General features: G+C 66.8%; 21 protein-coding genes and 1 tRNA gene. 12 read left to right on the plus strand and 10 right to left on the minus strand.

The window, feature by feature from the left end; all coding sequences use genetic code 11:
• Positions 1–129: 129 nt before the first annotated feature.
• The gene (locus OG326_RS04000) at positions 130–1,911 is read left to right on the plus strand and encodes an ABC transporter ATP-binding protein (protein WP_327143274.1); all 1,782 of its coding nucleotides are present in this window, start codon (positions 130–132) and stop codon (positions 1,909–1,911) included.
• Between the two features lie 49 nt (positions 1,912–1,960).
• On the opposite strand, the gene OG326_RS04005 is transcribed toward OG326_RS04000, so the two are convergent.
• Complete coding sequence (locus OG326_RS04005; RefSeq protein WP_327143275.1) at positions 1,961–2,782, minus strand: crotonase/enoyl-CoA hydratase family protein; 822 nt, start codon at positions 2,780–2,782, stop codon at positions 1,961–1,963.
• Positions 2,783–2,908: 126 nt separating this feature from the next.
• Here OG326_RS04005 and OG326_RS04010 point away from each other — a divergent pair, with 126 nt between their 5' ends.
• Positions 2,909–4,531, plus strand: coding sequence for a succinic semialdehyde dehydrogenase (locus OG326_RS04010; RefSeq protein WP_327143276.1), 1,623 nt, complete (start codon positions 2,909–2,911; stop codon positions 4,529–4,531).
• 155 nt (positions 4,532–4,686) lie between these two features.
• Here OG326_RS04010 and OG326_RS04015 read toward each other — a convergent pair whose 3' ends face one another.
• Positions 4,687–5,316 carry a YbhB/YbcL family Raf kinase inhibitor-like protein gene (locus OG326_RS04015; protein ID WP_327143277.1) on the minus strand — a complete coding sequence of 210 codons (630 nt, stop codon included), beginning with the start codon at positions 5,314–5,316 and terminating at the stop codon, positions 4,687–4,689.
• 121 nt (positions 5,317–5,437) lie between these two features.
• On the opposite strand from OG326_RS04015, the gene OG326_RS04020 reads away from it, so the two are divergent.
• Complete coding sequence (locus tag OG326_RS04020) at positions 5,438–6,298, plus strand: helix-turn-helix transcriptional regulator (protein WP_327143278.1); 861 nt, start codon at positions 5,438–5,440, stop codon at positions 6,296–6,298.
• A gap of 63 nt (positions 6,299–6,361) precedes the next feature.
• On the opposite strand, the gene OG326_RS04025 is transcribed toward OG326_RS04020, so the two are convergent.
• The 3 genes from OG326_RS04025 to OG326_RS04035 form a co-directional block, all read right to left on the minus strand.
• Positions 6,362–6,435: transfer RNA gene (locus OG326_RS04025), tRNA-Pro, on the minus strand.
• A 108-nt stretch (positions 6,436–6,543) separates the two neighbouring features.
• Positions 6,544–7,668, minus strand: coding sequence for a hypothetical protein (locus OG326_RS04030; protein WP_327143279.1), 1,125 nt, complete (start codon positions 7,666–7,668; stop codon positions 6,544–6,546).
• A gap of 52 nt (positions 7,669–7,720) precedes the next feature.
• A complete protein-coding gene (locus OG326_RS04035) occupies positions 7,721–8,683 on the minus strand; it encodes a metallophosphoesterase (RefSeq protein ID WP_327143280.1) in 963 nt (320 codons plus the stop codon).
• Positions 8,684–8,752: 69 nt separating this feature from the next.
• Here OG326_RS04035 and OG326_RS04040 point away from each other — a divergent pair, with 69 nt between their 5' ends.
• Positions 8,753–9,217 (plus strand): GatB/YqeY domain-containing protein, encoded by a 465-nt coding sequence (locus OG326_RS04040; protein ID WP_327143281.1) that lies wholly within the window; start codon positions 8,753–8,755, stop codon positions 9,215–9,217.
• A 186-nt stretch (positions 9,218–9,403) separates the two neighbouring features.
• On the opposite strand, the gene OG326_RS04045 is transcribed toward OG326_RS04040, so the two are convergent.
• Positions 9,404–11,779: a penicillin-binding protein gene (locus OG326_RS04045; protein ID WP_327143282.1), complete on the minus strand. Its 2,376-nt coding sequence runs from the start codon at positions 11,777–11,779 to the stop codon at positions 9,404–9,406.
• A 300-nt stretch (positions 11,780–12,079) separates the two neighbouring features.
• On the opposite strand from OG326_RS04045, the gene OG326_RS04050 reads away from it, so the two are divergent.
• Complete coding sequence (locus tag OG326_RS04050; protein ID WP_297628127.1) at positions 12,080–12,403, plus strand: WhiB family transcriptional regulator; 324 nt, start codon at positions 12,080–12,082, stop codon at positions 12,401–12,403.
• Positions 12,404–12,534: 131 nt separating this feature from the next.
• Here the strand turns inward: OG326_RS04050 and OG326_RS04055 are convergent, their stop codons facing one another.
• Positions 12,535–13,704, minus strand: a complete 1,170-nt coding sequence (locus OG326_RS04055) for an ArsA family ATPase (RefSeq protein WP_327143283.1) — start codon at positions 13,702–13,704, stop codon at positions 12,535–12,537.
• Between the two features lie 2 nt (positions 13,705–13,706).
• Entirely contained in the window at positions 13,707–14,729 is a 1,023-nt protein-coding gene (locus tag OG326_RS04060; RefSeq protein ID WP_327143284.1) for an ArsA-related P-loop ATPase, read from the minus strand.
• A gap of 170 nt (positions 14,730–14,899) precedes the next feature.
• Between OG326_RS04060 and OG326_RS04065 the strand changes: the two genes are divergently transcribed.
• The 3 genes from OG326_RS04065 (at position 14,900) to OG326_RS04075 (ending at position 16,429) form a co-directional block, all read left to right on the plus strand.
• Positions 14,900–15,064 carry a DUF4177 domain-containing protein gene (locus tag OG326_RS04065; protein WP_297628122.1) on the plus strand — a complete coding sequence of 55 codons (165 nt, stop codon included), beginning with the start codon at positions 14,900–14,902 and terminating at the stop codon, positions 15,062–15,064.
• A complete protein-coding gene (locus OG326_RS04070) occupies positions 15,064–15,531 on the plus strand; it encodes a RidA family protein (protein ID WP_327143285.1) in 468 nt (155 codons plus the stop codon). The genes OG326_RS04065 and OG326_RS04070 overlap by 1 nt, the downstream gene beginning before the upstream one ends.
• Before the next feature lie 88 nt (positions 15,532–15,619).
• Positions 15,620–16,429 carry an MBL fold metallo-hydrolase gene (locus OG326_RS04075; RefSeq protein ID WP_327143287.1) on the plus strand — a complete coding sequence of 270 codons (810 nt, stop codon included), beginning with the start codon at positions 15,620–15,622 and terminating at the stop codon, positions 16,427–16,429.
• 78 nt (positions 16,430–16,507) lie between these two features.
• Here the strand turns inward: OG326_RS04075 and OG326_RS04080 are convergent, their stop codons facing one another.
• Together OG326_RS04080 and OG326_RS04085 are read right to left on the minus strand one after the other, a co-directional pair.
• On the minus strand, positions 16,508–17,182 hold the full coding sequence (locus OG326_RS04080; RefSeq protein WP_019044571.1) for a Crp/Fnr family transcriptional regulator: 675 nt from the start codon (positions 17,180–17,182) through the stop codon (positions 16,508–16,510).
• Positions 17,183–17,465: 283 nt separating this feature from the next.
• Positions 17,466–17,708: a hypothetical protein gene (locus OG326_RS04085; protein ID WP_327143288.1), complete on the minus strand. Its 243-nt coding sequence runs from the start codon at positions 17,706–17,708 to the stop codon at positions 17,466–17,468.
• Positions 17,709–17,934: 226 nt separating this feature from the next.
• Here OG326_RS04085 and nth point away from each other — a divergent pair, with 226 nt between their 5' ends.
• From nth to OG326_RS04105, 4 genes are all read left to right on the plus strand, one after another.
• Positions 17,935–18,714, plus strand: coding sequence for an endonuclease III (gene nth, locus OG326_RS04090; protein ID WP_327146361.1), 780 nt, complete (start codon positions 17,935–17,937; stop codon positions 18,712–18,714).
• Between the two features lie 227 nt (positions 18,715–18,941).
• Positions 18,942–19,538: a TlpA family protein disulfide reductase gene (locus OG326_RS04095; protein WP_442791001.1), complete on the plus strand. Its 597-nt coding sequence runs from the start codon at positions 18,942–18,944 to the stop codon at positions 19,536–19,538.
• Between the two features lie 282 nt (positions 19,539–19,820).
• A complete protein-coding gene (locus OG326_RS04100; RefSeq protein ID WP_327143290.1) occupies positions 19,821–20,549 on the plus strand; it encodes an NUDIX hydrolase in 729 nt (242 codons plus the stop codon).
• Positions 20,546–21,739 carry a MarP family serine protease gene (locus OG326_RS04105; RefSeq protein WP_327143291.1) on the plus strand — a complete coding sequence of 398 codons (1,194 nt, stop codon included), beginning with the start codon at positions 20,546–20,548 and terminating at the stop codon, positions 21,737–21,739. The genes OG326_RS04100 and OG326_RS04105 overlap by 4 nt, the downstream gene beginning before the upstream one ends.
• Positions 21,740–21,801: the final 62 nt, after the last annotated feature.

Consider the following 21,801-nt stretch of genomic DNA (forward strand, 5'->3'; position numbering starts at 1 on the left):
CTCTGCGATTGCCCAGCGCCGACCCCTCCTCCTGCAACTACCTAGCGAATAATCGCTGGCCCGAACTCGTCCCCGCGAGGCACGATAGCTCTTCTGCACTGCTCGAACATCCAATTCGAGAGGGGACGGATGAGCTCGCGCGCGCCCGCGATCAGACTGGTATTGCACTATTACGGCCGGGAAATGGCCCGGCGAAAGCTATTGACCGCCATCGGCATGCTGGGGCCCGCACTGGGCGCCACCTGCCAGAACTATGTCGCACCACTGCTCGTCGCGGTGCTCATCGGACGCGTCGCCGCGACCGGTGACTCCGGTCTCGGCACGGTGGGACCGTACGTACTCGGCTTCGCCGCCGCGATCCTGGTGGCGGAAGTGTTGTGGCGCATAGGAATACACTGCCTCAACCGGCTCGACGCCTACGGCATCGAAAGCCTGTACATCATTGCCATGGACGAATTGCTGGCCAAGGACACGGCGTTCTTCCACAATAATTTCGCCGGATCGCTCACCAAGCGGGCACTGAGTTTCGCCACCCGCTTCGAGCAGTTCGTCGACACCTTCGCCTTCGAGATCTTCGCCGCCGTGGTGCCGCTCGGCTTCGCCTCGGTGGTGCTGTGGCGCTACGACCCGCTGCTGGTCGTGGTGCTCCTCGGCCTGCTGCTGCTGACCGGGCTGGTCATCGCGCCGCTGATCGCGCGGCGGCAGGCGCGGGTGGACGAGCGCGAGGCCGCCATCGCGCTGGTCTCCGGGCATGTGGCCGACAGCCTGGCCAATATGCAGGTCGTGCGCGCCTTCGCGGCCGAACGGCAGGAGGCGGCCGAGCATCGGCGGCGGGTCGCCGAACAGCGGCGGAAGTCGTTGCGCTCCTGGGATTATGCGAATCTGCGGATCGACACCGTGGTGACACCGCTGGTGGTGATCGCCAATGTGGCCGGACTGCTGATCGTGCTCGGGCTGCGCGGCGGGCACGCCTCGGTCTCGGCCATCATGGTGGCCTTCACGTACTACTGGAACGCGACGGCGATCATGTTCCGGTTCAACCAGATCTACCGGCGGCTGGAGAGCACGCTCACCGAATCGGCGCAGTTCACCGAACTGCTGCTGAAACCACCCACGGTGCTGGATCCACAGGAACCGGAAGCCTTGCAGCCCAAGGGTTCCGATGTACGGTTCGATCGGGTGCACTTCACGCACGCGGGCGCCGCACCGCTGTTCACGGGATTGGATCTGCAGGTCCCGAGCGGGCACAAGCTGGGCCTGGTCGGCCGCTCCGGCGGCGGCAAGACCACGATCACCCAGTTGCTGCTGCGCCTGATGGATATCAACGACGGCAGCATTCGCATCGGCGGGCAGGATATTTCACGATTGCGGCAGGCCGATCTGCGCAGTCAGCTCGCATACGTGCCGCAGGATCCGGCCATGTTCCACCGCAGTCTGCGGGAGAACATCCTGTTCGCGCGGCCCGGCGCCACCGATGCGGATATCCGCCGCGCCGCGGACGCCGCGCATGTCACCGAATTCGCCGAGAACCTGCCGCAGGGCATGGAGACGCTACTCGGTGAACGCGGCGTGAAACTGTCGGGCGGGCAGCGGCAGCGGGTCGCGATGGCGCGGGCCATTCTGCGCGACGCACCGATCCTGCTGCTCGACGAGGCCACCAGCGCCCTCGACTCCGAGAGCGAAAAGCTTGTGCAGCAAGCGCTCTGGGAATTGATGGAAGGGCGTACGGCGCTGGTGGTCGCGCACCGATTGAGCACCGTCGCCGGTATGGATCGGCTGGTGGTGCTCGATCGCGGGCGAATCATCGAGGAGGGCACCCACGAGCAACTGCTGCACGCGGAAGGGATGTACGCGCAGCTGTGGCGTCATCAATCGGGTGGTTTCCTCGACGAGGAGATCCTCGCCCGCTGACGACGGTCCGGCGGGTGCAGGGCCGCACCGGACCATCGCAGTGTTGGGGTTACCTGCCCTGGAAGTTGGGCTTACGCTTCTCGGCGAAGGCGCGTGGGCCCTCCTTGGCATCGTCACTGCGGAAGACCGGCAAGCCGACCTTGGCATCGATCTGGAAGGCGTCCAACTCGTGCATACCCTCGGTGTCGCGAATGACCTTGAGGATCGCCTGCACGGCCAGCGGGCCGTTGTTGTTGATCAGCTCGGCGATCTCCAGGGCCTTGTCCAGCGCGGTGCCGTCCGGGACCACATGGCCGATCAGGCCGAAGTTCAGCGCCTCGGTGGCGGTGATGTGGCGGCCGGTCAGCAGCAGCTCCGCGGCGATCGTGTACGGGATCTGGCGGGGCAGGCGCACGGCCGAGCCGCCCATCGGGAACAGGCTCCACTTCGCCTCGGAGATACCGAATTTGGCGCTCTCACCGGCAATGCGGATATCGGTGCCCTGCAGGATCTCGGTGCCGCCGGCAATGGCCGGGCCCTCGACCGCGGCGATCAGCGGCTTGCTGAGGCGGTAGCCCTTGAGCAGACCCGGCATGCGGGTCGGATCGAAGGCGCTGCCCTCGGACATGCCGTCGCTGGGGTTGCGCTTGTTCATGGCCTTGAGGTCCGCGCCCGCGCAGAACGAGCCGCCCGCGCCGGTGAGGATGCAGGAGCGGATCTCCGGATCGCTGTCCACGCGCTCCCACGCCTCGGTCATGATGGCCAGCATTTCGCCGGTCAGCGCATTCCGGGACTTCGGGCGGTTCATGGTGACGATGAGCGTCGCGCCTCGCTTCTCCACGAGAGCATGAGGCTCGGTATTGCTACTTGTTTCAGCAGTGGCTGTCGTCATCGCCGACCTTTCTTTCCGCAGATTCCGGGACGAAACTACCCCGCGCCGTTGTCATGAACAATAACGTGTTCTAGTTTGAGACATGGTGACCGCCGTCACGGGGCGGCAAGTTATGGAGAGAACGCCATGAGCACAACGAGTACGCAGAGCGGCTCCGCTCCTTCGACCAGCGCTAGCGCAAAGCTGCCGCCGCGCGTCACGGAATCCTTGGTCAACCGGCTGACCGCCATGGTGACCGCGGGCAAGGCGGGCGAAGCTCGCCAGCCGTACGAAATGATCGAGGTCTACACCGGCGATGTGGTCGGCCTGCTGCCGCAGTCCTCGCCCGAGGACGTCAAGACCGCTGTCGACATCGCCCGCGCCGCGCAGGTCGAGTGGGCCCGCCGCCCGCTCAAGCAGCGGCTCGAGGTCTTCGAACGCGCGCACGAGCTCATCCTCTCCGAGATCGAGACCATTGCGGACCTGATTCAGATCGGGTGCGGCAAGGCGCGGCGCATGGCCATCGAAGAGGCCTGCGACACCCCCATGGTCATCGCGCATTACCTCAAGACCGCCGAGAAGACGCTGCGGTCCAAGAAGCGCAGCGGGCCCATGCCGATCATCACCACTTCCACCGAGGAGCACCGGCCCAAGGGCGTGGTCGCGGTCATCGCGCCGTGGAACTTCCCCTTCGCCATCTCGATGTCCGACTCCATGCCGGCGCTCATGGCGGGCAACGGCCTGGTTCTCAAGCCGGACAACAAGACCGCGCTGTGCACGCTGTTCGGCATCGAACTGCTGCACAAGGCCGGACTGCCGCGCGGGCTGGTGCAGGTCATCTGCGGCGGTGGCCCCGATGTCGGCCCGACTCTCATCGACAATGTCGACTTCGTCATGTTCACCGGGTCCACCAATACCGGGCGCACCATCGGTGAGCAGGCCGGGCGCAATCTCATCGGCTGCTCGCTCGAGCTCGGCGGCAAGAACCCGATGATCGTGCTCGACGACGTCAATCTCGACGAATGCATCCCCAGCGCCACCTTCGCCGTCTTCGGCAATACCGGCCAGGCCTGTATGCACATCGAGCGAATCTATGTGCAGGAGAAGGTGTACGACGAGTTCGTGCGCCGATTCGTCGCCGCCGCAGAAGAATTGGGCGCCAAGATGGGCGCCACCTACGACTTCGATCCCGAAATGGGTTCGCTCGTCTCCGTCGAGCACATGCAGCGCGTCGCCGCACACGTCGACGAAGCCCGCGACAAGGGTGCCAACGTGCTGACCGGCGGCAAGCCGCGCCCGGATATCGGCCCGGCGTTCTTCGAGCCGACCGTGCTCACCGGCGTCACCAAGGATATGGCGCACGCCACCATGGAGACCTTCGGACCCGTTGTCGCCGTGTACAAGTTCGGCACCGACGACGAGGCCATCCGCCTCGCCAACGACACCGCCTACGGTCTCAATGCCAGCGTCTGGGCCGGGGACTTCGACCGCGCCGGGCGCATTGCCGCCAAGATCGAATCCGGTGCGATCAATATCAACGACGGCTTCGTCACCACCTACGCCGCCAAGGGCACGCCCTCCGGTGGCGTCAAGAGCTCCGGCGTCGGCACCCGGCACGGTGCGGCCGGGATCCTCAAGTACACCGACACCATCAATGTCGGTGTGCAGAAGAAGCAGATTCTCGCCGCTCGTTCGGGCATGCCCTACGAGAAGCAGCTCAAGAGCACGCTCATGACGCTGCGGCTCATGAAGCGCCTGCACCTGGGCTGAAATCGCCTGTAGCGCACAAGAACCCGGCCTGTACGCAGGCCGGGGTCTTTGCGTGTCAGCAGCATTGTGCATGCAGGGATGTTGATATATCAGCGGCGCAGTCTTCGTAGGGCAGCTTCACTCGCCCTGTGCGAAAGCTGTTGCGGGCGTGCTGATCAGGGGCGCTGGGCGGTCAGGGTCAGACGGCCGTAGCCGATGATGTGGCTGTTCATGCTGAAGGACGCCACGGTGGGGGAGGAGGACGCGGGCAGGCCCAGGCTCGGGGTGTCCAGGGCCAGTACGGTGATCTGGTAGTTGTGGGCCTTGTCGCCGCTGGGCGGGCACGGGCCCAGGTAGCCGGTCGCACCCGCGTCATTGGTTCCGGCGACCGCCGGGGCGCCCTCGGTGAAATCGGTTGCGGTGGCGGGGATGTCCCACTCCATCCAGTGCCAGAAACCGGCGCCGCTCGGGGCATCGGGATCGAACATGGTCACCGCGAAGCTCTTCGCCGTCGCCGGAGCTCCGGACCAGTGCAGCTTCGGTGCGTGATTGGCCGCGGTGCAGCCGAATGCGGCGGCGAAGCCTTCGGCCGGGAACGTCCCGCCGGACGGGCCGTCCGGGCTGGTCACGGTGAACTGGGCCGCGGTCGCGGGCACCCCCGAGCGGACCTGGACGTAATCGGCGGGGTGCGCCGGTGCGGCGGCGGTCGTCGCGGGGGTGGACTGCGTGTCGTTCCCGCAGGCCGCGGCCAGCAGCAGACCGGCCGTGGCACCGGTGATGGACAGGGTGCGTGCGGTGCGGTTCATGGCGTCCCTCCTCGAACTGTGTTTCAAGAACTGAGACAATAATCTTGAAATATGGGAATCCGGGGAAGGCTGCGCGCATCCTGGTATCCGGCGTGCCACCCGATCGGCAAGGATAGACATCGTGGACAAAGCGGACTCCGGAGTCGAACTCGGCTCCTTCCTGCGTGCGATGCGCGAACGCCTCACCCCCGAAGCGGCCGGGCTGCCCGGTTCCGGAAAGCGCCGCACGCCCGGGCTGCGCCGCCAGGAGGTCGCGGAGCTCGCCGCGGTGAGCATCGACTGGTACATCCGCCTCGAACAGGGCCGGGTCGGCACCCCCGGCGCCGCGGTTCTGGATGCGATCGCGCTCGCGCTGCAGCTCTCCGACTCCGAGCGCGCCCATCTGCACCTGATCGCCCGAGGCGCACAACCACCCTCACGCAGCGCACCCGCACCGCTGAGCCCCACCATGCAGGCCATCCTCGACGGCATGCCGCTGCTGCCCGCCTACGCCATGGACTTCCGCTACGACGTGCTGGCCCGGAATGCCGCCGCCGCAGCACTATTCGGTGAGGACTTCGGCCCCGGCCTCAATACCGCCCGCCTCATCTTCCTCGACCCCGCCACCCTGGCCGGCCAACTCGACTGGCCCCAGGTGGCCCGGGAAACCGTCGGCAATCTGCGCCGCACCCTCGCCCGCCACCCCGACGACACCCGCCTGCGCACCCTCATCGACGAACTCCGCACCGCCAGCCCCGAATTCGCCGCCTGGTGGAACGACCACGACATCCACGACCGCCAGCACGGCCGCAAACGCATCAGCCACCCCCAGCACGGCGTCCTCACCGTGCACTACGACACCTTCATCTCCCCCGACGGCTCCGACCACTGCCTCTTCGTCCTCACCCCCGCCGACCCCACCACCGAAACCGCCCTAGCCACCCTCATCACAGCCCGCGCCCAGCGCCTCGGCACCCGCAGCCTCCGCCCCACCGCAACCTGACCCGACCAGCAGAAAGGCCCCCGGCCAATGGCCGGGGGCCTTTCATGTGTCTCAACCAACACGTCGGGGTGACAGGATTTGAACCTGCGACCTCTTCGTCCCGAACGAAGCGCGCTACCAAGCTGCGCCACACCCCGTGAGGCGAACCTGGAGTAGCTTAACTTATCGGTGCGGGGGATGCTAAATCTGCTGGTCAGGTGGTCTAAATCGGGCGGAAAAACGGGGGGTGGGCGGGTGGTGGGGGGTTACATCGGGCGGATGCTGGCGAGGATTTTTTTCGCGAAGGTTGCGTCTACGGAGTTGGCTACTCCGGTGTCGGCGGCGATGGTGAAGACGAAGGCGCCGTCGTTGCCGCCGGGGAAGGCGAAGGTGTAGACGGAGTAGGTCGAGGCGCAGCCGGCGGAGGGGGCGGGGGCGGAACCCTTTGTCTCCATGTAGATGCCCTGCAGTTGGCCGTCGGTGCTGGTGAACGATTCGGCGGGGCCGGGGGTCGCGCCGGTGGAGGTGGACCAGCCGATGCGGCCCATGCGGGCGCCGATGTCGGCGGCCGCCTTGGCCGGGTCGGTTTCCGTCGACTGACTCAGAAATACGTTGGTGCGCACATAGTTCGGGCAGTATTCGAGGCCGTCCTGGGCCAGGCCCGCGATGGGGACCGAATCGTTGCCGCTCGAGAAGGTGGTCTGGCCGCTGGTGTCGACCTTCCAGGTTGTCGGAATGTCGTATGCCGCACCGTTATCCGGGATCGCCACGACCTGATAGCCGGGAATGACCGGAGCGGGGGTGGTGCCGCTGCCGGCGGTGGTCTTCGGTGCGGACGACGGTTTGCTGCCCGACGGGGCGGCGGAATTGCTCGGGGTGAGCGCACTGATCAGTGACGGCGTCGTGGCCGACTTCGCCGACGGCTCGCTCGAATTGTGGTTCACCAGAACAACTGTGATGACGGCGCCGACGATCACCACGATCAGCAGGCCGATGCCGGCGATCAGCCAGCCTTTGCGTCCGCCGCCACCGGGTGGGGGAGGCCCGTACCCGGGCTGCGGTCCGTACGGCGGTGGCGGCGACGTCTGATACGGCGTCGGCCCCGACTGATACGGCGACTGCTGATAGGGCTGACTCTGGTACGGCTGATTCTGTTGGGGCTGACCCGGATAGGGCTGTGCCTGACCCGGATAAGGCTGCCCCTGCCCCGGATAGGGCTGTGCCTGATACGGATCGGGCCCGGGCTGCGGGTTGTACGGCCCACCCGTATAGGGCGTCGTGGGCTGCGGATTCGACTGCCACGGCGAATCCGGTTCGGGCGCACCCTGCCACCAGTTCGGATCCGGACCCCGCGTTGTCGGATCCTCGTTCGGTTCGTTACCACTGGTCACGGTTGTCCCCTGACTGACGACTACATACCGCGATGTATATCGCGGCAAGCGCCTAACGCGCGACAGCCTCCGACGCGGTACGCCCGCGACCCGACTTCGTGACCGGCTTCTTCGGCGGCGCACCGACGAGTGTCACCAGCGTCGCCTCCGGGCGGCAGCAGAACCGGTACGGCGCCCACGGCGAGGTGCCCAGGCCGGCCGAAACATGAAGCTGCGTATGCGAACCCCACTGCGACGGACCCTTGACCCGCGACCGGTCGATACCGCAATTGGTCACCAGCGCACCGAAACCCGGCACACACAGCTGACCACCGTGCGTATGACCGGCCATGACCAGGTCGTAGCCGTCCGCGGCGAAACGATCCAGCACCCGCGGCTCCGGCGAGTGCGTCAGCCCGATGCTCAAGTCCGCCAACGGATTCGGCGCACCGGCGACGGTGTCGTAGCGATCGCGCTTCAGATGCGGATCATCCACGCCCGCGGTAGAGATCTTCACACCGGAGACCTCGATATCGCGGCGCACATGCGTCAGATCCAGCCAGCCGCGCTCGGTGAACGCCGCCCGCATGTCCTGCCACGGCAGCGGGTCACCGAAAACGCGTTTGTGATCCTTCTTGAAGTACTTCAGCGGATTCTTCGGCACCGGCGCGAAATAGTCGTTCGAGCCGAAGACGAAGATGCCCGGACGCGCCAGCAGCCCGCCCAGCGCCTGCACCACCGCGGGCACCGACTTCAGATGCGAGAGATTGTCGCCGGTATTGACCACCAGGTCGGGTTCCAGCCGATCCAGCTCCCGCAGCCAGGCCTGTTTCAACTGCTGGCCGGGCATCATGTGCAGGTCGGAGATGTGCAATACCCGTAGCGACGGCTTGCCCGGCTCCAGCACCGGTAGCGTCGCCTCACGCAGCGTGAAGGCATTGCGCTCGATCAGCGTGGCGTATCCGACTCCGGCGACCGCGGCCCCTGCGGCTCCCAGTGCGGTACGGCGAAGGGTGGCGGTCGAGATAACGGGCATTTGCCCAGAATAGGCGACCCACGGAAAATGCGTACAGGCTCGCAGGTGATGAACGGTAGCGTGGCGGCCATGTCGGAACTCAAATCGAAGCTGCGTGCCGATCTCACCACGGCCATGAAGGCCAAGGACACGCTGCGCCTCAACACCGTGCGCAGTCTGCTCGCCGCCGTTCAGACCGCCGAGGTCGCGGGCACGGCGGCGAAGGAACTCACCGACGCCGAAGTGATCGCCGTGCTGTCGAAGGAATCGAAGAAGCGCAACGAATCCGCGGTCATCTACGAGCAGAACGGCCGCGGCGAACTGGCCGCCACCGAACGCGCCGAAGAGGCCATCATCGACGAATACCTGCCGACGCCGCTCACCGACGCCGAGGTCGCCGACATTGCCGACACCGCCATCGCCGATGTGGCCGAACAGCTGGGCGAGCGGCCGCACATGAAGCAGATGGGCCAGGTCATGAAGATCGCCACCGCCCTCGCCGCGGGCCGCGCCGACGGCTCCCGCGTCTCGGCCGCCGTGAAAGCGCGCCTCTGACGCCAGGCCTCGCCCGGCGACTGAACAACACGAGGCCCCTCGCCGTACAGGCGAGGGGCCTCGCGCTTCCACTGAGCAGGCAAGCGTGAGTCGGCGCGGCGGGCTGGCATAGGCCCTATCTGACGACGGCCCCGCACCGAATAGGTGTGGGGCCGTGGTCAGTTGGTGCGGTCGATCGGGATTCGGCTAGCGCGGAATCGGGATCGGGATGGGGATCGGTGGGAGGCGGGGCAATCCGGGTATCTGGGGGAGACCCGGGATGGTCGGCGCCGCGGGGTCGGTGGGCGGCGGCGCGGGCCGCTGACTGCCGTCGCTCACGGAGATGGTGATCACCGAGCCCGGAATCGCCGAACCGTCCGGCGAACAACTCAGCACCGAGCCCTTGTTCGGACCGGGCGCCGAGGACACCGACACCTGGAAGCCCGCCGCGATCAGCGTCGAGGTGGCCTCGGCCTGCTGCTGGCCGATGACATCCGGGATCTGCGAATTATTGGATCCGCGCACGTACTTGTCGTCGATCGGCGGCAGACCCAGCGGGGGGAACTTGCCGAGCACGTTCTTCATCCCGCTCAGCCAGGTACGCGCCGGTTCATTACCGCCGTACAGGTTTCCGCTCCCGCAATTGCGCAGCGGGTACGAGCAGATCTCGCCCGGCGTCGGGCTGTCACCGTAGATGTAGGTCGCACCGGCGAACGAGCCGCTGAAGGCCAGGAAGGCCGACGAGCGGTGCGTCTCTGTCGTTCCGGTCTTGGACGACAGCGGCAGGTTCCAGCCGATCGATCCGGCGGACCCGGCCGCGGTACCGCCGCCGATCACGTCATGGCTCATGGCATTGGCGAGCGTATTCGCCAATCCGGGATCCACCACCTGCTCACAGGCCTGCTGCGTGAGCGGAACCTGCTTGCCACTGCGATCCACCACCTCCTTGATCGGAGTGGGCGGGCACCAGCGGCCGCTGGACGACAGCGTCGCCGCGACATTCGACAGCTCCAGCGCGTTCACGGCGACCGGGCCGAGCGTGAACGAACCGAGGTTCTGCTCCTTGACCATGTCGGCCAGGCTCTGATTGCCGTGCCCGGAGGTGCCCGGCTGCGCATAGGACCGCATGCCCAGGCGCACAGCCATATCCACCGTCGGCGTGACGCCCACCGCCTGAATCAGCTTGACGAAGGCGGTGTTCGGCGAGGTGGCCAGGGCTTCGGTCACCGACATCGGCGACTTGTAGTTACCGGCGTTCTTGACGCAGTAGGTTTCGGCCGGGCAGCCGGGCGTGCCGCTGTTACCCATGCCCTTCGCCTGGAAATTCGCGGGCACATCCAACTGCGCGCTGATACCCAGGCCCTTCTCCATGGCCGCGGCCGTGGTGAAGAGCTTGAAAATCGAGCCCGCACCGTCACCGACCAGTGAATACGGCTGCGGCTGAACGGTTTGGTGCGCGTTTCCGTCCAGCCCGTACGTGCGGCTCGAGGCCATGGCGAGCACCGGATGCGAATCCTGGCCCGGGGCCACGATATTCGTGACCGAGGCGATGTCGTCCAGATTCGGATCGGCATTCTGCGAGGCCGCGGCCTTCACCGCGTTCTGCACATCCGGATCGAGGGTGGTCCGAATCAGGTAGCCGCCCTTGTCGATCTGGTCGCGGCTGATGCCGGCATTGGCCAGATACTGCAGCGCGTAATCGCAGAAGAACCCGCGATCATTGGCCGCGATGCAGCCGCGCGGCAGGCCCTTCGGCTCGGGCAGCACGCCCAGCGGCTGGGTCTTGGCCGCGCGGAATTCGTCGGCGCGGCTCGGGATGTTCCCGATCAGCGTGTCCAGCACGGTGTTCCGGCGCTCCAGCACACCCGTCGGGTTGGTGTACGGGTTCAGCTTGGAGCTGGACTGCACCATGCCCGCCAGCATGGCGGACTGCACGATGGTCAGATCCTTGGCGTCCACACCGAAGTAGGTCTGGGCGGCGTCCTGGATGCCGTAGGAGGAGTTGCCGAACGGCACCAGGTTCAGATAGCGGGTGAGGATCTCGTCCTTGGTGAGCTGCTTGTCCAGCGTCAGCGCCATCCGGATCTCCCGGATCTTGCGGGCGGGAGTGGTCTCGGTGGCGGCGCGGCGTTCGGCGTCGGTCTTGGCCACCACCAGCAGCAGGTAGTTCTTCACATACTGCTGGTCGATGGTGGAGCCGCCCTGCTGCACCTCACCGCCGGAGGTATTGGTCAGGAAGGCACGGAAGGTGCCCTGCCAGTCCACACCTCCGTGTTCGGCGAAACGTTTGTCCTCGACAGAGACCAGCGACAACTTCATATCGTTGGAGATCTTGTCGCTCGGGACTTCGAAGCGCCGCTGCTCGTACAGCCATGCGAACGGCGTACCGCTGGCATCGACCATGGTCGAGACCGCGGGCACCGCGCCCTCGACCAGTTCGGCGGAGACATTGTCGACGGCGTCGGCGGCTCGGTTCGAGATATAGCCGAAGCCGCCGGCGAGTGGGAACAGCAGCCCAGCGAGAAGGACAGCGGCCAGGATGCAGCTGCCGGCCAGTCTCGCGAGCGTTCGTGTGATCGGCACGAGCCCTAGCCTAATTGCCCTTTGCGGCGGCCGGTGCCCGCCCGGCTCTGGTGTCCCTCAGTCGCAATAGTGCCGACTGCCCGGTTTTTGGTGACGAATGCATGGACGGACGTACCAGAAAATCTCGGCACGGTCTTGCGCTTGGCGCACTTGATTACCTAGATTGAGAACCCAGTGTGATAGAGCTAACACTCAAAGTGGAATGTGGTGCAGAACGCAGTGGGGTTGGGTAGCTGCGCTTTGTACACGCGATTCTGGAGCGCCGTGACCCGGTGTTCGGACTGCAAAGGGGCATACCAAATGCACATGACTACCCCGATTGCTCGATTGGACGTGGAGCAGGCCGAAGCGAGAATCGCCTGGGTTTCCCAGGCCCGATGCAAGGAAGTAGATCCCGATCAGCTGTTCGTGCGTGGCGCAGCGCAGCGCAAAGCGGCAACCATCTGCCGGCACTGCCCGGTACTGATGGAGTGCGGGGCCGATGCCCTGGACAACCGTGTCGAGTTCGGTGTGTGGGGCGGCATGACCGAGCGGCAGCGCCGTGCGCTGCTCAAGCAGCATCCCGAGGTGACATCCTGGGCCGACTTCTTCCAGGTCCAGCGGACGCAGAAAGTAGCTATGTAATCCTGATCCCCCATAAGCAGAACGGACCGAGCCCGCAACTGCGGGCTCGATCCGTGTCCGGGGTAATAACGGGCAGAACAGGCAAATCCTCCGGCGCTGATCAGGGGGGTTGCGCGATCACGACGTTCGGCTCAGGCCGAACGCTTATCGCCCGCCTCGGCGAGCTCATTGCCCACGGCCCGCAGCGCCTCCACATCCGCGACCTCGAACGGCAGTGCCGTCACGGCCGCGATCGGCACACTCGGATGCGCGCCGGTGAACCGCTGCAGCAGGTGCTGCTCCCGCTTGGCGGTGGTCGCCCGCTGTGCGTGGATACGCAGGACCGCCGCGGCCAAAGCCGCCGGTGTCTCGGATGCGCCATTCACCGCGGCCTCCGCAGCCAGCCGATCCGCGGCCACCTGGGCCTGCTCGGCCGAGAGCGAGGTCAGCAGCACCGGATGCGTGCGGTTCAGCACCAGACCGGCCAGCGGCATCTTGTCCGTCGAGAGCCGGTCCACGAAGAAGGACGCCTCGCGCAGCGCATCCGGCTCGGCCGCCGCCACCACGATGAAGTGCGTCCCCGGCCGCGAGAGCATGGCGTAGGTGCGGTCCGCGCGATCCTGGAAACCGCCGAACATCGATTCCAGCGACTGCAGGAACACCGACGCGTCCTTGAGCAGCTGACCGCCCACAATGGTCGACACGCCGCGCAGCGCCAGACTCATCGCGCCGGCCACCAGTTTGCCGACCCCGCGGCCCGGGGCCATGATCACGCGGATCATCTTCCCGTTCAGAAAATTGCCGAGACGCTTCGGCGCGTCGAGGAAGTCGAGGGCGTTCCGCGAGGGCGGAGTGTCGACCACGATGAGGTCCCACTCGCGCTTGCTCGCCAGCTGGCCCAGCTTCTCCATGGCCATGTACTCCGACGTGCCGCCGAAGGAGGACGCGACGGTCTGATAGATCGGATTGGCGAAGATCTGTTCCGCCTTCTCCGGGCTGGTGTGCTCGAGCACCATATCGTCGAAGGTGCGGCGCATATTCAGCATCATGGCGAACAGCTCACCCTTGACGCCGTCGCCCAATTCGACCTTCTGCGGGGTGTTTCCGAGGTCGCTGACGCCCAGCGACTGCGCCAGCCGGCGCGCCGGATCGATGGTCAGCACCACGACCTTGCGGCCCGCCTCGGCGGCCCGCAGTGCGATGGCCGCGGCGGTGGTGGTCTTGCCGACGCCGCCGGAACCGCAGCACACCACGATGCGTGCGGACGGGTCGGCGATGAGCTTGGAAATGTTCAGGGGGACGGTGGTGGCCGGAACGATCATGGTCAGCGAACTCCCTGTGCGGTCAAGTGTTCGGCCAGCTCGTAGAGCCCGCCCAGGTCCATGCCGTCTGCCAGGGACGGCAGGTACAGCCGCGAGATATCGACCTTCGCGAGATCGGCGGCGTTCTCGTCCTGGGCGTGCAGGCGGGCGGAATGCTCCACGGTTTCGGCGATCAGGCCCTGGAAGTCGGCCTCCGACAGGGTGATTCCGGCCTCGGCCAGTCCGGCGCGCAGGGCGTCGGTGTCGAGGTCGCCCGCGGCGGCCCGCTCGCGCAGGGGCTTGGGCAGGAAGCCCTCGCTGGCGCGGTTCACGATGACGGTGCCGACATTCAGGTCATTGGCCTTGAGCTCGGCGAGCGCGTCGGCGGTCTCCTGGACCGGCAGCGCCTCCAGCAGTGTGACCAGGTGGATCATGGTCTGCGGCGAGTGCAGCAGCTTCGAGACGCTCTCGGCCTGCGAGGCGATCGGGCCGCCGCCGGCGATTTCGGCCATGGCCTGGGTGACGTCCAGGAAGCTGGCGATGCGGCCGGTCGGCGGGGCGTCGATGACGATCTCGTCGTAGGCCGGTTTGCCGGTGCTCTTGTCGACCCGCACCGCACACTCTTTGATCTTGCCGGTGAGGATGACGTCCCGCAGGCCCGGCGCGATGGTGGTGACGAATTCGATGGCGCCGACCCGGCGCATGGCCCGGCCCGCGAAGCCCAGGTTGTAGAACATATCGAGGTACTCGAGGAAGGCGTGCTCCACATCCAGGGCCAGCGCCAGCACCTCGCCGCCACCGTCGGCGGCGGCGATGCGAGTCTCGGTGGGCGGCAACGGCGGCAGATCGAAGAGCTGGGCGATGGACTGCCTGCCCTCGACCTCGACCAGTAGTACGCGGCGGCCCCCCGCCGCGAGTGCCAGCGCCAATGCGGCCGCGACCGTGGATTTCCCGGTGCCGCCCTTTCCGGATACGTAATGCAGACGGGCTTTGTCTGCCCGCTCCGGCCAACCTGCTTCGACCCCCGGCTCAACCGAAACGGGCACTGCTATCGGTACTCCCACGCTCGCGAGCCTATAACCCGTTCCTGGTTCATGCCCAGAAGAGACACCAACTGTCTGATACACCACTCTGAAATCTTTGCTTTCCCGATATCGGGTGCGCCAGAGCAGGGTCCGGAGTATGGGACGTCGTGGTCCGGGGCTAATCTCACGACATGAGTGATCTGACCGCCTGGGAGTACGCGACCGTGCCGCTGCTGACGCACGCCACCAAGGCAATCCTCGACCAGTGGGGTTCCGATGGCTGGGAACTCGTCTCCGTGCTGCCCGGCCCGACCGGTGAACAGCACGTCGCCTACCTGAAGCGACCGAAGAACTGATGACCGCCGCCACCGCCTGGGCGGAGAACCTCGAAAAGCTCGGGCTCACCGTGCCTGCCGTGGCCGCACCCGTGGCCGCGTACATCCCGGCCGTGCGCACCGGCAATCTCGTCTACACCTCCGGTCAGCTGCCCTTCGTGAACGGGCAGCTGACGGTCACCGGCAAGGTCGGCGCGGAGGTCTCCACCGCGCAGGCCGCCGAGGCCGCGCGACTGTGCGCGCTCAATGCGCTTGCCGCCGTGCATGATCTGGTCGGGCTCGACAATGTGGTGCGGATCGTGAAGGTCGTCGGATTCGTCGCCTCCGCACCGGGTTACAGCGATCAGCCGCTGGTCATCAACGGCGCATCGGAGTTCCTCGGCGAGGTCTTCGGCGATGCGGGCGTGCACGCGCGCTCCGCCGTCGGCGTCTCGGAACTGCCCAAGAACACCCCCGTCGAGGTCGAACTCATCGCGGAAGTTCGCTGACGCCTGCCACTCTCGTGGCCGGCCGGGCCGAGGGAGTGTGGTGCGTTCAACCCTGGACCTGCCACGCTCCCTGAGTTAGGACAGAACGATGACCCTCACTCATCCCGCGTACGAACAACTGCGGCAAGTGACTCCGTCCGCCGCCGTTCTGCTGGCCGACAATCCCAGCGGAATGACGTTGCAGGGCACCAACACCTGGCTGCTGCGGGCGCCGCACAGTGCGGACTACATCGTGGTGGATCCCGGTCCCAAGGATCGCAAGCACACCGAGGCGATCGTGCGCGAGACCGGCGGCAATATCGCGCTCACCCTCATCACGCACCATCACCACGATCACACCGGCGGCATCGGCCGTCTGGTCAAGGCGACCGGAACGCCGGTGCGTGCCGCGGATCCCGAATTCCTGCACGGCTCGGAAGCTGTTCTGACGGACGGTGAGGTCATCGAGGCCGCAGGGCTGCGGATCACCGTGCTGGCAACGCCCGGGCACACCCAGGATTCGGTGAGCTTCCTGCTCGACGGCCCCGATGACGGTGATGCCGCACTGCTCACCGGCGACACCGTGCTCGGCACCGGCACCACGGTGCTCGAATCCCGCGACGGTGCACTGGCCGACTACCTCGAATCCCTCAAGCGGCTCGCCGAAGCGGCCCCCGCGCGAGTTCTACTGCCCGCGCACGGACCCGATCACCCCGACGCGCTCCCTGTCATCGACTTCTACATCAAGCACCGCGACGAGCGCCTGAACCAGGTTCGCGCCGCTCTCGCGGAGCTGGGCCCGAATGCGAAGGCCCTGCAGATCGTCGCCAAGGTCTACGCCGACGTCGACAAGCGCCTCTGGCCGGCCGCCCACAGCTCGGTGAACGCCCAGCTGGCGTATCTGCGCGCCGAGAAGTAGCCCGAACACACACGTAGGGACCGGGTCGTCACTTGCCGTGACGACCCGGTCCCTACGAGTCTCTGTTCCCTGTGACCCCTACCGCGCGCGGCGGGCCAGGCGCTCCGAGTCGGAGATGAGGACGCTCTTGCCCTCGAGTCGCAGCCAGCCGCGGTGCGCGAAGTCGGCCAGGGCCTTGTTCACGGTTTCGCGGGAAGCTCCGACCAGCTGGGCGATCTCCTCCTGGGTCAGGTCGTGGGTCACGCGCAGCGCGCCCGCTTCCTGGGTCCCGAAACGCTGAGCCAGCTGCAGCAGCGCCTTGGCAACACGACCGGGCACATCGGTGAAGATGAGATCGGCCAGGTTGTTGTTGGTGCGGCGCAGACGGCGGGCAAGCACCCGCAGCAACTGCTCGGCGATCTCAGGGCGCTGATCGATCCACGCCTTGAGCGCGTCCCGATCCATGGTGACCGCGCGAACCTCGGTGACGGTGGTGGCCGTCGAGGTACGCGGACCCGGGTCGAAGATCGACAGCTCGCCGAACATGTCCGACGGGCCCATGATCGTCAGCAGATTCTCGCGACCATCAGGGGAACGTCGGCCGATCTTCACCTTGCCGGAGGTAATGATGTAGAGCCGGTCTCCCGGTTCACCCTCGTTGAAGATGACATGACCGCGCGGAAAGTCCACGGGCTGAAGTTGTTTGGCGAGAGCCGCCACCGCGGTGGGCTCGACGCCTTGGAAGATGCCTGCTCTGGCGAGGGCCTCGTCCACGAATGTGCTCCTTATGGGAAATGGCTCTGTTCTGGACCGAAGCATTCGGCCGACAGTGCAGTCTACTTTGCAATACGTCCGGGTAGTGATAGACACCACGCGGCACGCTCATTCTCCGACACGCGGAGTCCGATTACGCGACACGCACGGACGGTCTCGCGACACGCTAGCTGCATTTTCGCGACACGCCAGTATCGGCAACCCACAGGAGATCGAAATCCGTGCTGATCGGTGCGATTTTCCGCACCCGTGTCGAACACGGCGAACGGTAGAGCGAAGCGGCTCAGCTGGCCTGTGCGACGTCCATACCCTTGGCGGCCGTCCGGGCGCGCCGCGGGCGGGCGGCCGCAGCGGGCAAGCCCAGCTTGGTGAGGTCACTGACCTCGGCATTCGTCGCTCGATCCAAGTACTGCTGAACCTCAGGGTCCGGTTCGAGCAGCTTGCGCAGCCTGTTCTCGACCCGTTCCATCACCAGTGCGAACAGCATCAGCGCTATCGGAAACAGCACCACAGCGAGTCCTTGCATAGGGAGGAGTAAACACGGCGAAGGTCTCAGATGGAACACGGCGTCCGCTCAGCCCGGTTGTCGCGGCAGGCTGGTTCCGTAAGGTGGACGGGTGCGTGTCTCCACATCCAGCGCGGCCGCCAATGGGGCCGAATCGGGCAGTACTGCCGTGCCCACCAGCGAGAAGGCAGCGCCGAGTGCAGGCGACAAAGCACCGAAAACCGGCAAAGCGGCACCCGTTTCGGGCGTGGCGGGCCCGGCTCGCGGCGCTGCTGTACCCGCCGGCGGGAAAGCGAAATCACGTTCCAAGGAGACGCATACCGGTCTGGTGCGGCGCGCCCGGCGGATGAATCGCACGCTCGCGGAGGCCTTCCCGGACGCGCACTGCGAACTCGACTTCACCACGCCCCTCGAATTGGCCGTGGCCACAATCCTTTCCGCGCAGTGCACGGACGTGCGGGTCAACCTGACCACGCCGGCGCTGTTCGCCAAGTACCGCAGCGCCCGCGATTACGCCGAGGCCAATCGGGCCGAGCTGGAGGAGTACATCCGGCCCACCGGCTTCTATCGCAACAAGACCAGTTCGCTCATCGGCCTGGGGCAGGGCCTGGTCGAGCGTTACGACGGGGAACTGCCGAACACCCTGAAGCAGCTGGTGGAGCTGCCGGGTATCGGCCGCAAGACCGCCAATGTCATTCTCGGCAATGCCTTCGGTGTGCCCGGAATCACTGTCGACACCCATTTCGGCCGGCTCGTCCGCCGCTGGGGGTGGACCGACGAAGAGGATCCGGTGAAGGTCGAGCACATTGTCGGCGACCTCATCGAGCGCAAAGAGTGGACCATGCTCTCGCACCGGGTGATCTTTCACGGCCGCCGCGTCTGCCATGCCCGCAAACCGGCGTGCGGCGCCTGCATCCTGGCCAAGGACTGCCCGTCCTACGGCACCGGCCCGACCGACCCGGCCACGGCCGCGGCGCTGATCAAGGGCCCCGAGACCGAGCACCTGCTCGAGCTGGTCGGCCTGTGAGACCTGCGCCTGCCAGCGAGCACAGCGTTCCCCAGGGCACGGCCCCGGCTGCGGATGTGCACCGTGGGCACGGCTGGAATGTCCTCGAACGACACGGCGAAGACGGTCTCGACCGGGACGGGTTCGCCGGGCATCGCCGGGACGGGTTCGAGCAGCGTCGGAACAGCCTTGGACTGCAGGGTTCACGTGCGGTCGGTCGGGGTGCTCGCGGCCGGCGGCGAGGCGCCCTGGCCGCGGTGATCGCTGTATTCGCGCTGGCGGCGGCGTCTTGCTCGAGCGCCGGCGACACGTCGACCGGTGGTGCGCCGGTTCCGGCGGGCAATCCCGTCTCCGCGGCGGATCGTGCGCAGGCCGCCCTCGCGGACTGCCCGAATCCGAGCGGAGCGCCGGTGGCCGACGGCCCGCTGCGCGGCCTCACCCTGAACTGTCTGGCCGACGGCCGCCCGGTCGATCTGACCGCCGCGCTGGCCGGGAAACCGGCGCTGCTCAATCTGTGGGCCTACTGGTGTGGGCCATGTGCGGAGGAACTGCCGCTGCTGCAGCAGTTCTCGGATCGGGCCGCCGGTGCGGTCACGGTGCTCACCGTGCACAGCGATCCGGGCACGGCCAAGGGCCTTTCCCGCCTGACCGGCCTGGGTATTCATCTGCCCGGCGTGGAGGATCCGGATACCAAGGTGCGCAATGCGGTCGGTGCGCCCGCGGTGCTGCCTATCTCCGTGCTGCTGCGCCCCGACGGGACCGTCGCCAAGCTGATCGTCCGCCCTTTCAAGAGCGTCGACGATATCTCCGCCACCGTCGCCGCCGAGCTGGGCGTGAAAGCGTGAGGCCCGCAATGCCAGTCGCCTCGCCCGGCTCTATTGCCGCGCCTCGGCGAGTTGCGCGCGCAAGCGACGCCTCGGTGTCGTCGCGAGATGTGGTGCGTGACCTCCTCCGCAGCGGCGCCGGCCGGGGAGCGGTGGCGTGACTCACCCGGTATCGATCGGTGCGTTGCCGGTGCGCCCCGGCCGCGCGGCCGTTACGATCTGCGTCGGTCCAGGGCTGCGCCGGAATTTCGTGTGCTGCTGCATGATTGCCGGTATTGCTATCGCAGGTTCGGGAGTGTGGGCATGAGACTCGAGGTGCCTGCGGGCTCGGTACCGGAGTGGTTGCGCGGTGTCGCGGAACACGACCCGGAGGATCCCACCGGGACGAATCCGGTGCTGAGCCGAACCACCATGCGCCGCTTCGTCTCCGCCGCGGTGCGTTCGCGCGAGGCCTCGGTGCTGGTGCTGTTCAGCGGGTCGGTGCCGTCCGATCCGCAGGCGCGCGGCGGTCTGCCCGCGGATGCGGATGTGCTGCTCACGCAGCGTGCCGCGACTCTGCGGCAGCACAGCGGCCAGGTGGCCTTCCCCGGTGGCGGGGTGGAGCCGCAGGACACCGGGCCGATCAGTACCGCGCTGCGGGAGGCCCAGGAGGAAACCGGGCTGGACCCGCAGAGCGTGGAGCCGATCCGGGTGCTCCCCAAGATTTTCGTACCGCCCTCGCGGTTCGATGTGACGCCGATCGTCGCCTACTGGCGCACGCCCGGCGAGGTGGGTGTGGTGAGTGAGACCGAGGCATCGCGCGTGGTGCGGGTGCCGATCGCGGATCTCATCGATCCCGCCAACCGGTTCGTGGTGCGGCATCCGCTCGGGTACATGGGTCCGGCCTTCGCGGTGGACGGGATGCTGGTGTGGGGATTCACCGCGGGCGTGCTGGCCGGACTACTAGCGGTGTCCGGCTGGGAACATGAATGGGACCATCACGATGTGCGTGATCTGCAGGCCTCCTTGGCCGCGGTAGGGATGACGTTATGAGCTCCTCGGCCTGGCTCGACCTCGGAATCGTGATTCTGGCGCTGCTCGCGGCCACCTCCGGGTGGCGGCAGGGTGCGGTCGCCTCCGCGCTGGCCTTCCTAGGCGTGGTGCTGGGCGCGGTCGCGGGCATTCTGATCGCACCGCACATCCTCATTCATCTGAGTGAGGGTCGTTCGCGGGTGATCGTCGGCGTGCTGCTGATCGTGGTGCTGGTGATCATCGGCGAGGTGGCGGGCATGGTGCTCGGTCGCGCCGCGCGCGGCGGTATGCGTGATCCGTTCACCCGAAGCCTGGACAGCGTGGTGGGTGCGGGCCTGCAGATGGCGGCCGTGCTGGCCACCGCGTGGCTGCTGGCGCTGCCGCTCGCGAACTCGTCGCAGCCGGGAATCGCGGCCGCCGTCAAGAACTCTCAGGTGCTGGTCAATGTGGACCGGGTCGCGCCGGACTGGCTGCGCCGGGTGCCGAACGAGTTCTCCAATCTGCTGAACACCTCCGGGCTGCCGGATGTGATCGGCCCGTTCGGCCGGGTGCCGATCGCCGCGGTGGAGCCGCCCGATCCGAGCGTGCTGCAGCTGCCGGTCGCGCAATCGCTGCAGGGCAGTGTGCTGCGGGTTCGCGGTATCGCGCCGAGTTGCCAACGGCAGCTGGAGGGTTCGGGCTTCGTGGTCGCGCCCGAGCGCATCATGACGAATGCGCACGTGGTCGCCGGCACCGCCAGCGTCAGCGTGGATACCGCGCGCGGTCCGCTCACCGCCACCGTGGTGCTGTTCGATCCGTCCAAGGATGTGGCGATCCTCGCGGTGCCGGGTCTGACCGCACCGGTGATCCCGCTGGCTCCGAAGGCCGCCAATTCCGGTGAGAGCGCCATCGTGCTCGGCTATCCGGGAGGCGGCCGCTACACCGCCAGCGCCGCCCGCGTGCGCGAGACCCTGGATCTGAAGGGCCCGAACATCTACCGCGACAACAATGTGCAGCGCGAGGTGTACACGGTGCGCGGCAAGGTGCAGCCGGGCAACTCCGGCGGTCCACTGGTGGATACCGACGGCAATATCCTCGGCGTGGTCTTCGGTGCCGCCGTGACCGACGACGACACCGGCTATGTGCTGACCCTCGACGAGGTGCGTCCGGAAGTGGAACAGGCGGCAGGGGTTTCGGCCCCGGTCGGGACCAGCAGCTGCGTCCTGAGCTGACGATGGTGTGAACGACTGTGCCCCCGTGACGAGGTCATGGGGGCACAGTCGTGAAAAGGGGC

Origin of the sequence: Nocardia sp. NBC_01327 (assembly GCF_035958815.1) — a bacterium.
GTDB lineage: Bacteria > Actinomycetota > Actinomycetes > Mycobacteriales > Mycobacteriaceae > Nocardia.

What these genes read in the sequence shown, in the direction of transcription:
- OG326_RS04000 (WP_327143274.1), top strand. Translation starts at nt 130, where the DNA reads ATGAGCTCGCGCGCGCCCGCGATCAGACTGGTATTGCACTATTACGGC.
- OG326_RS04005 (WP_327143275.1), bottom strand. Translation starts at nt 2,782, where the DNA reads ATGACGACAGCCACTGCTGAAACAAGTAGCAATACCGAGCCTCATGCT.
- OG326_RS04010 (WP_327143276.1), top strand. Translation starts at nt 2,909, where the DNA reads ATGAGCACAACGAGTACGCAGAGCGGCTCCGCTCCTTCGACCAGCGCT.
- OG326_RS04015 (WP_327143277.1), bottom strand. Translation starts at nt 5,316, where the DNA reads ATGAACCGCACCGCACGCACCCTGTCCATCACCGGTGCCACGGCCGGT.
- OG326_RS04035 (WP_327143280.1), bottom strand. Translation starts at nt 8,683, where the DNA reads ATGCCCGTTATCTCGACCGCCACCCTTCGCCGTACCGCACTGGGAGCC.
- OG326_RS04040 (WP_327143281.1), top strand. Translation starts at nt 8,753, where the DNA reads ATGTCGGAACTCAAATCGAAGCTGCGTGCCGATCTCACCACGGCCATG.
- OG326_RS04050 (WP_297628127.1), top strand. Translation starts at nt 12,080, where the DNA reads ATGCACATGACTACCCCGATTGCTCGATTGGACGTGGAGCAGGCCGAA.
- OG326_RS04055 (WP_327143283.1), bottom strand. Translation starts at nt 13,704, where the DNA reads ATGATCGTTCCGGCCACCACCGTCCCCCTGAACATTTCCAAGCTCATC.
- OG326_RS04065 (WP_297628122.1), top strand. Translation starts at nt 14,900, where the DNA reads ATGAGTGATCTGACCGCCTGGGAGTACGCGACCGTGCCGCTGCTGACG.
- OG326_RS04070 (WP_327143285.1), top strand. Translation starts at nt 15,064, where the DNA reads ATGACCGCCGCCACCGCCTGGGCGGAGAACCTCGAAAAGCTCGGGCTC.
- OG326_RS04075 (WP_327143287.1), top strand. Translation starts at nt 15,620, where the DNA reads ATGACCCTCACTCATCCCGCGTACGAACAACTGCGGCAAGTGACTCCG.
- OG326_RS04085 (WP_327143288.1), bottom strand. Translation starts at nt 17,708, where the DNA reads ATGCAAGGACTCGCTGTGGTGCTGTTTCCGATAGCGCTGATGCTGTTC.
- OG326_RS04100 (WP_327143290.1), top strand. Translation starts at nt 19,821, where the DNA reads ATGAGACTCGAGGTGCCTGCGGGCTCGGTACCGGAGTGGTTGCGCGGT.
- OG326_RS04105 (WP_327143291.1), top strand. Translation starts at nt 20,546, where the DNA reads ATGAGCTCCTCGGCCTGGCTCGACCTCGGAATCGTGATTCTGGCGCTG.